We start from the raw sequence: 12,871 nt of genomic DNA, 5'->3' as shown, positions 1-12,871 counted from the left end.
GCGTTTGCAGGGAGAGCAACATGGAACAGCAAAACACCCGACGCGCCGTGCTGATGGCCGGGCTGGGCTTGAGCCTGGCGGGCTGCGGCGGAGGCGGCGACGGCTCGGCACCGATGACGGGCGAGCCCGCGGTGCAGCGCCTGGAGGCGGGCGAGGCCCGCGTCGGCGAGACGGTGCAGATCACGGCCGTCTTCAGCGGCGGACAGGGGCGCATCGAGCCCGACATCGGCCCGGTGCAAAGCGGGGTTCCGGTGCGCACGCCGATGCTGGCTGCGGCGCGGCGCTACACGTTGATCGTCGAGGCTGCGGGGCAGACGAGCGCGCGCCGCGAGCTGGAAGTCCAGCCGGCCTACCGCAACCGCTATGTCGCCCTCGATGGCCCCCCTTTGCCGCTGCAATACCACGCAGCCGTCACGGTGGCGGACGGCAGCGTGCTCGTTATCGGCGGCTCGCGCGGCCTGTCGACGAGCTCCGAAGCCATCGACCGCTACGACCCGGTGACACGCCGCTTCAGCCGCATCGGCAGCCTGTACACCGGCCGCACCCTGCACACGGCGACGCGCCTGTCGGACGGCCGCATCCTCGTGCTCGGCGGCACCGTCGGCCTCAGCAGCGGCGGTTTCGCCGAGCTGATCGACCCTGCCAGCGGCACCGCCGAAGCCGCGGGCTGGCCGTCACGCCTGCGCATCCGCCACGCGGCCGTGGCGCTGGACGATGGTCGCGTCCTTGTCGTCGGTGGCTACCAGAGCAACAGTGTCGAGCTCTGGGACCCGGCGACGCGGCGCTTTCGACTCGTCGCCGACCGCATGGCGAATGCTCGCGAGTTCGCCAGCGCGACACGGCTGGCCGATGGCCGTGTCCTCATCGTCGGCGGCGACCATGTCGGCCCCGCGCAGCGCCTGGCCGAGATCTTCGACCCGCGCACCGAGCGCTTCGACCGCGTCGCCTCGCCCCTGAACGAAGAGCGCCGCTCGATGCATTCGGCCCACGCGCTCGCCAACGGGCGTGTCCTCGTGCTGGGCGGCGAGGTGCGCGGCGACGACGCCTTCGAGCCGCTGGACACGGTGCTGGCTTTCGACCCGGCCGCCCAGCGGCTGACCGAAGTAGGCCGGCTCGAGCAGCCGCGCAGCCTGGTGCGCAGCCTGCTGATGCCGGATGGCCGGGTGCGCCTGTTCGGCGGCCAGACGCCAGCGGATGCGGCCAGCCCTTCGGCCGGCGCCTACGCCCCGGATGGCGTGGCCCAGCCCCTCGCGGCCATGCCGGCCGGCCGCGCCTGGCACACGGTCTCGGCCCTGCTGGACGGTCGCGTCCTCATCCTGGGCGGTGATGCCGCCGACGGCAGCGCCGCGCAGGGCGCCCTGCTCTACGAGTAAGGCCTTCGCTCAGCCGCTGGCCAGCTTCAAGGCTGCCTGGTGCAGCCTCACCATGTGATAAGGATCGGGCTGCACGTCCTTGCAGCCGCCGCTCTTGCAAGGCAGCACCTCGGCGGCGCGCCAGCCACCGTATTCGGCATCGACGAGCTGCTTCTTGATCAGCTCCTGGGTCTGCTCGTAGCGCCGCCACAGGTCGTTGCGCGCCGTCTCCTTGGCCGCGACCATCACGCCGTGCAGGCACTCGGCCTGCTGCCACCAGCCCTTGCTCGTGTCGGCCTTGCCGCCGTCGGGAAAGGCCCTGAGGCCGCAACCGCCCTCGTTGTCGTCATAGCCCGAGGAAAGGGCATAGGACAGCACGCGCTCGGCCACCTGGGCATAGATGGGCGAGACCACCGCACCCGTTGTCAGCAGATGGCTCCACTCGAACTGGTGGCCGAAGTCGATATAGCCTCCCGCCGCCTTGGTTGCCAGCGGCTTCCAGCTCTCGTCGTACCACTCGGGGATGTGGGCGCTGCCCTCGGCCTGGCCCTGCATCAACTGGTTGACGACGAAGTCGCCGACGCGGCGGGCGCCGGTCTCGGCCAGCTTGTCGCCGGTGGCGTCGCGCAGCGCGAGCAGCGCCTCGAACATGTGCATCAGCGGGTTCTGCGTGCGCAAGCCGGGCAGGGGCTTGAAGTCGCGTTCGCACTCGTTGTAGAGGCCGCCTGCCGGATCGAAGAAGCCGAGCTCGATCTCGCGCCAGGCCTGCAGGGCCGCGTCGCGGTAGCGCACGTCGCCGCCGATGCGGTAGACCTCGGACAGGGCCAGCAGCGTGAAGGCGTGGCCATAGGCCCGCTTGAGGGCGGCCTTGGGCTGGCCGTCAGGTCCCACGGTGTGGAAGAAGCCGCCGTTGGCGGGATCGCGGAAGCGCTGCAGCAGGTAGTCGGCGCCGTGCCGCGCCACCTTGAGATAACCCGCATCCGGAATGAATTCGTGGGCCGCCGCAAAGGCGTAGACAAGTCGGGCCTGGCCGGTCAGCTCCAGCTCGGGCTGCGGCTGCGGCTTCCAGGCCCGGTCGAAGGCCAGCTGGAAACTGCCGTCGGGCCGCACCGCCTGACTGTGCCAATGCAGCATCAGCGCTTCGAGGTCGTCGCGGTGCCAGCCGGTATCGATGCGGTTGCGGATGCGGGCGTCCGGGTCGCTGCAGGCGGCCAGCGTGGCCAGGGAGGCCAGCAGGGCAAGGATGGAGCGGCGCTGCATCGTCATGTCAGCGGCCGTGGGGCCAGGTGGCGCGCTTGGTCGGACCCTTGGACGATTTGCCGCGGGCCGTCCAGAGCTTGAACGCCGCCGGCGTCAGCTCGCGCTTGAGCAGGGCCACCAGCTCGCCATGGCCGATGCCATGGGTCAGCAGCACCTTGTTGTAGGGCGGCGTGTCTTCGAAAGCGGTGGCGATGACGCGCTTGACTTCTTCCGGGTTGAGCTTGGGGGCGGGCTTTGCCATTCGCGCGATTTTGCAGGCCTTCTCGGCCCCTCTGACGCGCTTTCGCGAAAGCAGGACGGCCGAGCGCCGGGCCACTTGTCGGCACCCCCTCGGACGAGGGGGGGCGTCAGCTCAGCCGAAACGCTGGGCGACCCAGGCCGCGGCGGCACCGACCAGCGTGCTGGCGAAGACACCCCAGCCCGCGTCCACCAGGGCGAGCTTCAGGGGCCAGTGGCGCAGCGTCGCGAGATTGGTCAGGTCATAGACCCCATAGGCCACCAGGCCGACGAGGGCGGCGCGCGCGATCTGCAGGCCCAGGGGCTGGCCGGCTGGGAAGACGGCCAGGGCCACCAGGGCCGCGGGATAGGCGAAGTAGAAGGCCAGCGCCGGCGCCCACCGGATGGGGTCGGCCATCTGGGCGCCGATCTCCTGTCGATAGAAGTCGCGGGCCAGCCAGCCCAGCCAGAGCGCGTCCAGCACCCCCATGACGAGCAGGGCGGCGGCGTAGGGCTTGAGGAAAGCGTTCATGGCAGGCAAGTGTGCCTGGAGTGCCGCAGCCGCCGGGCCAGTGCCGTCCTACAGCGGCTGTGGCGCCGCGCTGGCACCACGGCAAGAAGCGGCACGCCAGCATCGGGACCATCGACTGATCACCGGCTCACGCCCCGCGGCCATGACCACCACCACACCGACCGTGATCCTGACCCCCAAGCCCGTTATCGCGCCCAGCCGGAGGCCGGCGCTGTCGCTGCTGGCGTCCGAGCCGGCGCGCGCGACGCTGGAAGCGTGGCAGGCCCTGATGCAATGGGGCAAGGCGCCAACGCAGGTCGGCAAGGGCCACACCGTCGTGCTCTTCCCCGGCCTCGGGACCGATGGCCTGACGCTGTGGCCGCTGCGCCGGCATCTGGAACGTGCCGGGTTCCGGGCCCTGGACTGGGGCCAGGGCACCAACACCGGCCCGCGCGGCGACGTCGATGCCTGGCTGGAGAAGCTGGCGGAGTCGCTGCACGAGCGCGTCGCGCCGGCGCGCGAGGTCAGCTTCGTCGGCTGGAGCCTGGGCGGCTTCTATGCCCGCGAACTGGCCAAGCGCTGGCATGACCGAGTCCATCACGTCATCACCATCGGCACGCCCTTCAACGGCTGCGTGGACGACACCAATGTCGGCTGGCTGTTCCGCCTGCTCAACGGCCAGCACGCGCCCAACGAGGCGGCGCTGCGCGCGCGCCTGGCCGAGCCGCCGCCCGTGCCCACCGTGTCGCTCTACAGCCGGCGCGACGGCGTCGTCGCCTGGGAAGCCTGCACCCACGGGCAGCGCTTTCCTCTGGCGCGAGACATCGAGGTGCAGGCCAGCCACATGGGCATGGGCTGGGCACCGGAAGTCCTGCGCCGCGTCACCGGCGTGCTGGGTTGCGGGCGCGCAAACCAGGCGTACCCAACACCCGCCTAGCGCGGCGCGGCGCCCAGCTCCTGCAGCAGGCCGCCCAGCGCGCGCTGCACGAGGCTGGCCTCGGCCACGTCGGTGGCCAGGCCTTCGCTGCGCAATCGCCTGAGACCCCGCCGGGTCATGGAGTGCATGCCGCCGGCCAGGTTGCTGGTGAACATGAAGAAGGCGCCGTTGTCGCTCACCCAGGCCAGCTGGGACGTGGCCCACACGCCCTGGAGGTTGAGCTTGCAGCGCTGGCCGGGGCGAAGCGCGTCGATCCAGTCGCTGGCCGGGTCGCCGTCGGCGGAGCCGTCGAGCTGCATCGGTACCGTCGGCAGCGCGCCGATATGGGTGTCGTGGCCTTGCCAGTCGCGCAATGCGCCTGCCTCGGATTCGGGGGCAGGCTCGGGCGCGGGCGGGACCGGCACCGCTGCCGCCACCGCCTGCGGGACCGCTTCGGGCGGCGGCGGTGCCGCTTCCTCGCTGCGCTCGGCCAGATGGCGGCGGTGGGTCTGCATCAGCTCGGCCAGCACGCGGTTGCGGTGCTGCTGGGGCAGGTCGATGAGGGCCATGCCCTGCTGGACGCGGCCGATCAGCGTTGGCAGGCGCCTCCTCAGGTCGGCCCGCGCAGCCGCCGTCTCGGGCCGCTGCAGGCTGGCCAGCAGTTCGTCCACGGTGTCGACCAGGGCCTGGGCCTCCGGCGACTCGGCGCCTTCGGTGGCCATAGTCTTGGCCAGCACCTCGATCCACGGGCCGCGCAGGAAGGTCTGCACAGTGGGGCTGACCTCCTGGGCCTTGCCGAGCTGCACCTCGACCTGGTCGCGCAGCAGCGGCAGCACGCGGTGCTCGGCCTCCTTCTGGCCGAGCGCGTCCATGGCCGGCCGCGTACGTTCGATCTGCTGCTGCTGTTCGTCGTCGATGAAGGTCTGCACCTGCTGCAGGGCCTCGGCATAGGCTTCGGGCTTGTCCGGCACACCCTGGGTCAGCCGGGCGACGAGCGGGTCGACGAAGCGCTGGAAGGCCTCGCCGCGCCCGGCATCGTGGGCGGGCAGGGAACTCGAATGCCCCGCGATCCTGTTGATCAGGGCCCAGGCCGGGTGCTGCTCCGAGCTGAGCACGCCGGGGTCGCTGGCAGCAAGCTCGCGCACCGGCGCCTCCAGCCGCGCGATGGAGCCGCGCAACGCGGGCGCCACCTGCGGGTCGGCCAGCAGGCGCTCGAACAAGCGGCCGAGCAGCGCATGGCTCACGCTCGCGGCCTCGGCAGCGCTCTCGCCCATGGGCTGCAGCTGGAATTCGGCCTCGCCCGCAGCGCGCGGCAGGGTCGGCATGGCTGCACGCATGCCGCCGCCGGGCAGGCCGCGCTGCAGCAGCGGCATGCTGCGCAGCAGCGCCTGCAGTTGCTCGGGCGGGATGGCCGGCATCGCCGCATCGCCGGCCGCGGCCGGTGCGTCCTTGAGGACGGCGCTGGAGTTGGGGGCCAGGATGGTGCGGTAACGCGGCGCCTGCAGGCCGGCTGCCTTGAGCTGCTGGGTCACGACCGCCAGGAAGGGTCGCAATTGCGCCACCAGCGTCGGCCCGGCAATACGCATCCACAGCGCCTGCTGCTCGGGCTCCAGCACCTGCTCGTAGATGGTCTGGCAGATGGCTCGCGCGAACACGGCCGGCCCGCAAGCGGTCGGGTCCTCGCCCCAGGGCACTTCGGGCAGCATCAAGGCGGCCAGGCCCTGCAGCTCGCGCAGCTCCCATTCGAGCTTGAGGTCGGCGAGCTGCACGACACGGGAGATCTCGATGTCCTTCTCGGCCTGGGCTTCGTCGACCAGGGTCAGCTCGTCGATGTCGAAGCCGCTCAGCGCCGACGCGGCGCCGCCCCGCCCGAGAGCACGCGCTTCGGCGCCCTGCACACCGTGCATCAGATGGCCGGCCAGGCATTCGCCGATGTGCATGCGCAGCGGTTCGGTGGCCCGCAGCAGGCCGGACAGATGCTTGCGGTCCAGCCCGCCCAGGCCGGCCTCGACCGGGTCACGCATCGCCTGCAGCATGGCCTCGACCCAGCCGGTGGCGAACGGCAGGGCCTGCGACTCCAGGTAGCGGACGTGATGGTCGAACTGCGGGTGAACTTCCATGGCCGAGGCCGTACTCCTTCGTTGGAGCCGGACTCTAGCCGCGAAGCCTTGCTGCCGGGCTTCTGGCGCGCAATGTTCAGGCGCCGCGCGTGACCGGCATGTGCACCTTGTCGGCCGGCAGCTTCATGTGGCTGGCCAGTTCCAGCTTGGCCAGCGAGTTGCGGTGCACCTCGTCCGGACCGTCGGCCAGACGCAACGTGCGCTGGTGGGCCCACATCATGGCCAGCGGCGTGTCCTGGGACACGCCCATGCCGCCAAAGACCTGGATGGCCCAGTCGATGACCTGCAGGGCCATGTTGGGGGCGACGATCTTGATCATGGCGATCTCGGCCTTGGCGACCTTGTTGCCCACCGTGTCCATCATGTAGGCGGCCTTCAGCGTCAAGAGGCGCGCCTGCTCGATCATGCAGCGCGACTCGGCGATGCGTTCCTGGGTGACGGTCTGCTGGGCGAGGGTCTTGCCGAAGGCGGTGCGGGCGATGGCGCGTTCGCAAAGCAGCTGCAGGGCGCGCTCGGCGGCGCCGATGGAGCGCATGCAGTGGTGGATGCGGCCCGGGCCGAGGCGGCCCTGGGCGATCTCGAAGCCGCGGCCTTCGCCGAGCAGGATGTTGCCGGCCGGCACGCGCACGTTCTTCAGCTCGACTTCCATGTGGCCGTGGGGCGCATCGTCATAGCCGAACACCGACAGCGGCCGCACGACGGTGATGCCGGGCGCGTTGGCCGGCACGACGATCATGGATTGCTGCTCATGCCTGCCGGCGTCGGGATTGGTCTTGCCCATGACGATGTAGACGGCGCAGCGCGGGTCGCCGGCGCCGGAGCTCCACCACTTGCGGCCGTTGATGACGTAGTCGTCGCCATCGCGCTCGATGCGGCATTCGATGTTGGTCGCGTCGCTGGAGGCCACGGCCGGCTCGGTCATCAGGAAGGCCGAACGGATCTCGCCGCGCAGCAGGGGCTCCAGCCACCTGTCCTTCAGCGACTCGCTGGCGTAGCGCTCCAGCGTCTCCATATTGCCGGTGTCGGGCGCCGAGCAGTTGAAGACCTCGGGGGCCCAGAACACGCGGCCCATGATCTCGCACAGCGGCGCGTATTCCAGATTGGACAGGCCCTCGGGCGCCCGGCTGGACTTGGGCAGGAAGAGGTTCCACAGGCCGGCTGCGCGGGCCTTGGGCTTGAGTTCCTCGATAACCTTGGTCGCCTGCCAGACGTTGCCGGCGCGGCGGTTGGCCTCGACCTCTTCCAGATAGCGGCGCTCGTTGGGGTAGATGTGCTCGTCGAAGAAGGCGAGCAGGCGCTCGCGCATCTGTTCAACCTTGGGGCTGTAGTCGAAGTTCATGCCGCGGCTCCGTGTTCGTGTGCCGCCAGTTTGGCTCAGCCGGCGGCGGGCGCTTGTCACCGAGGCATCAGGAAGAAGCCCGTGGCGCCGCCGCCTCGCCCCGCTGTCGCCGACGAGACGGTGGCAGCCTCGACCGCCCTCAGCCGGCGAGCAGCTTCTCTTCGGCCAGGGCCAGGGCCTGCGGGCTGCCGCTGAGGACCAGGGTGTCGCCGCCCGCCAGCGTGGCGCCCTCGACGAGCAGGCCCTTGCCGCTGGCGCGCCGCAGCGACACCACGGCGACACCGAGGGCATGCAAGGCCAGGTCGTCGAGCAGCTTGCCGGCATGCGGGCTGGCAGTGGGCAGGGTCATGGACGACAGGCGGGCCTGGTCAAGTTCGTCGACGGTGTCGTCGTCGGCGCCGTGGAAGTAGCCGCGCAGCAGGCCGTAGCGCTTGTCACGCGCATCACGGGTGATGCGGATGACGCGGCGCATCGGCACGCCGACCAGGGCCAGCGCATGCGAGGCCAGCATCAGCGAGCCTTCGATGGCCTCGGGCACGACCTCGGTGGCGCCGGCGGCCTTGAGCTTCTCGAGATCGGTGTCGTCGATGGTGCGCACGATGACGGGCACCTTGGGCGCGTGCTCACGCGCGAGGTGAAGAATCTTCAGCGCCGACGGCGTGTCGTGATAGCTGACGACGACGGCGCTGGCGCGCGCCAGGCCGGCCGCCATCAGGCTCTGCACCTTGGCCGCGTCGCCAAAGACCACGCTCTGGCCGGCCGCCGCCGCCTGGCGCACGCGGTCGGGGTCGAGGTCCAGGGCCATATAGGGGATGTGCTCGCCCTCGAGCAGGCGGGCCAGGTTCTGGCCCGAGCGGCCGTAACCGCAGATGATGACGTGGGCCTCGGCCTTGATGCTCTTCTTGGCGATGGTGGTCAGCTGCACCGACTGCATCAGCCAGTCGCTGCTGGACAGCTTCATGACGATGCGGTTGCTGTACATGACCAGGATGGGCGTGATCAGCATGGACAGCACCATGCTGGCCAGCACCGGGCTGACCCATTGCGGCGCGACCAGGCCCTGCTGGGCGCCCAGGGTCAGCAGCACGAAGCCGAATTCGCCGGCCTGGGCGAGGTAGAGGCCGGTGCGCAGCGCCACGCCGGGTGGCGACTTGAACAACCGGGCCAGGCCGGCGATCAGCGCGAACTTGGCGACGACGGGACCCAGGGTCAGCAGGATGACCAGCCACCAGCTGTCCACCAGCGGCCGCCAGTCCAGCTTCATGCCGATGGTGATGAAGAAGAGCCCGAGCAGCACGTCGTGGAAGGGCCGGATGTCGGTTTCCACCTGGTGGCGGTATTCGGTCTCCGAGATCAACATGCCGGCGACAAAGGCGCCCAGGGCCAGGCTGAGGCCGAAATGCTCGGTCAGCCAGGCCAGGCCCAGGGTCACCAGCAGCAGGTTGAGCATGAAGAGCTCGTCGCTCTTGCGTCGGGCCACCAGGGTCAGCCACCAGCGCATGACCTTCTGGCCGCCGTAGAGCAGCAGAGTCAGCAGGGCGGCCGCCTTCAGTCCGGCCCAGGCCAGGGCGCTCATCATTTCACTGCCGCTGCTGTTCAGCGCCGGGATCAGCACCAGCAGGGGCACGACGGCCAGGTCCTGGAACAGCAGCACGCCCATGACGAGCTTGCCGTGCGGACTCTCCAGCTCCAGCCGCTCGGCCATCAGCTTGACGACGATGGCCGTCGAACTCATGGCCATGGCCGAGCCCAGCACCAGGGCGCCTTCCCAGCTCATCTGCCAGGCCAGGCCCAGCAGGGCGAAGCCGGCAATCAGCAGGGTGTTGCCGACGACGGCGCCGGCAATGGTCAGCACCACCTGGGCCATGCCGATGCCGAAAACGGCCGTCTTCAGCGCCCTCAGCTTGGGCAGGTTGAATTCCAGACCGATGGCGAACATCAGAAAGACGACGCCGAACTCGGCCAGGTACTGGATGCTGGCCGAATCGTGGGCGAAGGCCAGGGCGTTCGGGCCGATCAGCACACCGACAGCCAGATAGCCCAGCATGGGCGGCAGCTTCAGGGAGCGGCAGATGACCACCCCGAAGACGGCGGCCACGAGATAGAGCAGGGCGAGGTCGAGGGAGGTCACGACCGGATGGTATTCGGCACCTCGGCACGGCTTTTCGGGATATTGCCGACATGAGGCGTCGAGGCTGCTCCCTATAGTCCGCGCGCCGCCGTTGCCCTACCTGAAACAAGCAGTCGGGCAAGGCCGTGCAGAAGAAGAGGTGCGCCGCCCGGCGCGCCAGTCAACACAAGGGAGATCTCATGTTTGCTCTGCAAGATTGGGCGCGGCGTGCCGCGCTTGGCCTGTTCCTGGCCACCTCGGCCCTGTTGGGGGGCTGTGCCAGCGTCTATCTGGACGGCACGACCAAGGAAGTGCCCGCCACCCAGTTCAAGAGGCCGGCCAGCCCGGCCCCGGTCCAGGTGCTGTTCGACTTCCAGACCAAGGGCGTGGCGAACGCCCAGGCGACGGCCTTCCTGCGCGATCGCGTGATCGCCCAGGTCAAGTCCAGTGGCCTGTTCAGCGAGGTCGGCTCCAACGCGGTGGCCAATGGCGCCCTGCTCAGCATCACCCTGAATAACGTGCCGCTGACGGACAACGCTTTCTCCAAGGGCTTCGTCACCGGCCTGACCTTCGGCTTGGCCGGTTCTCAGGTGTCGGATGGCTATGTCTGCACCGCTTCATATCGATCAGGCAACGACGCGGCAGCCGTGACCAAGCAGGCCCGCCATGCGATCCACACCACCATGGGCGCCGCCGCCACGCCGGGCAATGCCACCAAGATGCCTGATGGCAAGCAGGCCGTCTATCAGATGACGACCGACATCGTCAGCAACGTGCTGAACGACCTGTCCCAAGACGCCAACTTCAAGTGAAGCCGAGATCCGACATCATGAATACCCAATTCCTTTCCAAAACGCTCGTGCGCCGCCTGGCGCTGATTGCCGCCCTCGCTGCCATGACCGGCTGCGCGTCCGTGAAGATGCCCGCGCCGGCACCCAGCGCGGCCAACGCCGAAAAGCTGCGCGCCGCCAAGATCACCCCCACCCAGGTCGGCAGCTTCACGCTGGCCGCCGGCAAGCCCGCAGCCATGGACACCTCGCTGAGCGGTCTGCGCGGCTCCTCGCTCAGCCCCACCAACGGCAGCTTCTCCGGCCAACTGCGCGACGAGATCACCGCAGAGCTGAGTGCAGCGCGCCTGCTGGACCCGAAGTCCAAGGCCGTCATCGAGGGCCAGCTCACCGACAGCATGGTCGACGCCGCCATCGGCACCGGCAAGGGCCGCCTGGCGGCCAAGATCCAGGTCAAGCGCGATGGCAAAACGGTGTTCGACAAGGAGGTCGTCGCCGAGGCCTCGTGGGAATCGTCCTTTGTCGGCGCCGTCGCCATCCCGGCGGCCATGAACCAGTACACCGCCCTCTACAAGACGCTGGTCGGCAAGCTGTTCGACGACGCCGACTTCAGGCGCGCGCTGGCTCCGTAAGGCCATCGCACGCTGCAGGCAACCCGGCTCCGGCCGGGTTTTTTGTTGCCCGTCCGTGGTCTGGGCCGTGAATTCAGGCACGGGAAACCGATGCCATGCGTTGCTTGCATAAGCGCATGAGCACTTGGCTAGACAAGTCGTGGTGGCGGGGCCGGTCTTCGGGATACCGTTCGGCCCACTAAAAGTTACGGAGCATTTCATGCCCAACCTGTCGTTTGTCTCGCCCACTCGCAACAGTCCGTGGGGGACCTATCTGTCGCAGATCGACGCCGTCGAACCCTATCTGGGCTCCCTGAGCCGCTGGGTCGAAACCCTGCGCCGCCCCAAGCGCGCCCTCATCGTCGACATCCCTATCGAGCTGGACAACGGCACCATCGCCCACTATGAAGGCTACCGCGTCCAGCACAGCCTGACGCGCGGCCCGGGCAAGGGTGGCGTGCGCTACCACCCCGACGTGACGCTGGAAGAAGTGATGGCCCTGTCGGGCTGGATGACGATCAAGAACGCCGCCGTCAACCTGCCCTACGGCGGCGCCAAGGGCGGCATCCGCCTCGATCCGTCGGTGCTGTCGATGAAGGAACTGGAAAAGGTTACGCGCCGGTACACCAGCGAGATCGGCATCATCATCGGCCCCAACCAGGACATCCCGGCCCCCGACGTCAACACCAACGGTCAGATCATGGCCTGGATGATGGACACCTACTCGATGAACGTCGGCGCCACGGCAACCGGCGTCGTCACCGGCAAGCCCATCCCCCTGGGTGGCTCGCTGGGCCGCGTGGCCGCCACCGGCCGCGGCGTGTTCGTCGTCGGCCGTGAAGCCATGCGCCGCCTCAACATCGACATGGAAGGCGCCCGCGTCGCCGTGCAGGGCTTCGGCAACGTCGGCTCCATCGCCGCCAAGCTGTTCGCCGCCAATGGCGCCAAGATCGTCTGCGTGCAGGACCACACCGGCACCCTGGTCAACCACAACGGCTTCGACATGCAGAGCCTGCTCGACCATGTGGCCCAGACCCGTGGCGTGGCCGGCTTCAAGGGTGGCGACATGATCGCCAACGAAGACTTCTGGGACATCAAGAGCGACATCCTGATCCCGGCCGCCCTGGAAGGCCAGATCACCGCCGAGCGCGCCCAGCGCATCCAGACCCGCCTGGTGCTGGAAGGCGCCAATGGCCCGACCACGCCGGACGGCGAGGCCGTGCTGGCCGACCGTGGCATCGTCGTCGTGCCCGACGTGATCGCCAACGCCGGCGGCGTGACCGTGTCCTATTTCGAGTGGGTGCAGGACTTCTCGTCCTTCTTCTGGACCGAGGATGAGATCAACGTCCGCCTGGACAAGATCATGATCGGCGCCTTCAAGCACATCTGGGAGACGGGCGAGCAGCACAAGATCCCGCTGCGCACCGCCGCCTTCACGGTCGCCTGCACGCGGGTGCTGCAGGCGCGCGAAGAGCGCGGTCTGTATCCGTAAAGCCCGGCCGCCCCGGCAAAGACGCCGCCAGCCGCCGCAAGGCCTGGCGGCTTTTCATTTCTACAAATAGGGCACAGGTAGGTACGTAGGCACAATTCGGTCACCCCGGATGGACAGCCCGCGCCAAGCAGGCACATTGCTGCAAGCGCTGTCATG

General features: G+C 69.1%; 11 protein-coding genes. 5 read left to right on the top strand and 6 right to left on the bottom strand.

The annotated features are described in order from the left end of the window. Positions 1 to 20: 20 nt before the first annotated feature. Positions 21 to 1,373, top strand: a complete 1,353-nt coding sequence (locus tag AC3WOE_RS05460; protein WP_492688859.1) for a Kelch repeat-containing protein — start codon at positions 21 to 23, stop codon at positions 1,371 to 1,373. Positions 1,374 to 1,382: 9 nt separating this feature from the next. Here AC3WOE_RS05460 and AC3WOE_RS05455 read toward each other — a convergent pair whose 3' ends face one another. The 3 genes from AC3WOE_RS05455 to AC3WOE_RS05445 all read right to left on the bottom strand — a co-directional run bounded on the left by AC3WOE_RS05455 (position 1,383) and on the right by AC3WOE_RS05445 (position 3,360). Continuing rightward, positions 1,383 to 2,618: an AGE family epimerase/isomerase gene (locus AC3WOE_RS05455; RefSeq protein ID WP_492688858.1), complete on the bottom strand. Its 1,236-nt coding sequence runs from the start codon at positions 2,616 to 2,618 to the stop codon at positions 1,383 to 1,385. A 1-nt stretch (position 2,619) separates the two neighbouring features. Then, the gene (locus AC3WOE_RS05450) at positions 2,620 to 2,853 is read right to left on the bottom strand and encodes a DUF2805 domain-containing protein (RefSeq protein WP_492688856.1); all 234 of its coding nucleotides are present in this window, start codon (positions 2,851 to 2,853) and stop codon (positions 2,620 to 2,622) included. Between the two features lie 111 nt (positions 2,854 to 2,964). Beyond that, a complete protein-coding gene (locus AC3WOE_RS05445) occupies positions 2,965 to 3,360 on the bottom strand; it encodes a DUF2177 family protein (RefSeq protein ID WP_492688854.1) in 396 nt (131 codons plus the stop codon). A gap of 142 nt (positions 3,361 to 3,502) precedes the next feature. On the opposite strand from AC3WOE_RS05445, the gene AC3WOE_RS05440 reads away from it, so the two are divergent. Further along, entirely contained in the window at positions 3,503 to 4,276 is a 774-nt protein-coding gene (locus tag AC3WOE_RS05440; protein WP_492688852.1) for an esterase/lipase family protein, read from the top strand. On the opposite strand, the gene AC3WOE_RS05435 is transcribed toward AC3WOE_RS05440, so the two are convergent. From AC3WOE_RS05435 to AC3WOE_RS05425, 3 genes are all read right to left on the bottom strand, one after another. Then, positions 4,273 to 6,375 (bottom strand): DUF1631 family protein, encoded by a 2,103-nt coding sequence (locus AC3WOE_RS05435; RefSeq protein ID WP_492688850.1) that lies wholly within the window; start codon positions 6,373 to 6,375, stop codon positions 4,273 to 4,275. The two genes, AC3WOE_RS05440 and AC3WOE_RS05435, sit on opposite strands and share 4 nt — an antisense overlap. A 76-nt stretch (positions 6,376 to 6,451) precedes the next feature. Continuing rightward, on the bottom strand, positions 6,452 to 7,714 hold the full coding sequence (locus tag AC3WOE_RS05430; protein WP_492688848.1) for an acyl-CoA dehydrogenase family protein: 1,263 nt from the start codon (positions 7,712 to 7,714) through the stop codon (positions 6,452 to 6,454). 139 nt (positions 7,715 to 7,853) lie between these two features. Beyond that, positions 7,854 to 9,845 carry a cation:proton antiporter gene (locus AC3WOE_RS05425; RefSeq protein WP_492688846.1) on the bottom strand — a complete coding sequence of 664 codons (1,992 nt, stop codon included), beginning with the start codon at positions 9,843 to 9,845 and terminating at the stop codon, positions 7,854 to 7,856. A gap of 179 nt (positions 9,846 to 10,024) precedes the next feature. Here AC3WOE_RS05425 and AC3WOE_RS05420 point away from each other — a divergent pair, with 179 nt between their 5' ends. The 3 genes from AC3WOE_RS05420 to AC3WOE_RS05410 all read left to right on the top strand — a co-directional run bounded on the left by AC3WOE_RS05420 (position 10,025) and on the right by AC3WOE_RS05410 (position 12,715). Further along, positions 10,025 to 10,636 carry a hypothetical protein gene (locus AC3WOE_RS05420; RefSeq protein ID WP_492688844.1) on the top strand — a complete coding sequence of 204 codons (612 nt, stop codon included), beginning with the start codon at positions 10,025 to 10,027 and terminating at the stop codon, positions 10,634 to 10,636. 17 nt (positions 10,637 to 10,653) lie between these two features. After that, positions 10,654 to 11,244 (top strand): hypothetical protein, encoded by a 591-nt coding sequence (locus tag AC3WOE_RS05415; RefSeq protein ID WP_492688842.1) that lies wholly within the window; start codon positions 10,654 to 10,656, stop codon positions 11,242 to 11,244. 199 nt (positions 11,245 to 11,443) lie between these two features. Then, a complete protein-coding gene (locus AC3WOE_RS05410) occupies positions 11,444 to 12,715 on the top strand; it encodes a Glu/Leu/Phe/Val family dehydrogenase (RefSeq protein ID WP_492688840.1) in 1,272 nt (423 codons plus the stop codon). Positions 12,716 to 12,871: the final 156 nt, after the last annotated feature.

Source organism: Roseateles sp. FW305-36, from assembly GCF_058787015.1.
Note: the sequence above shows the minus strand (reverse complement) of the source record. Positions and strands in the feature narration are given on the sequence as shown.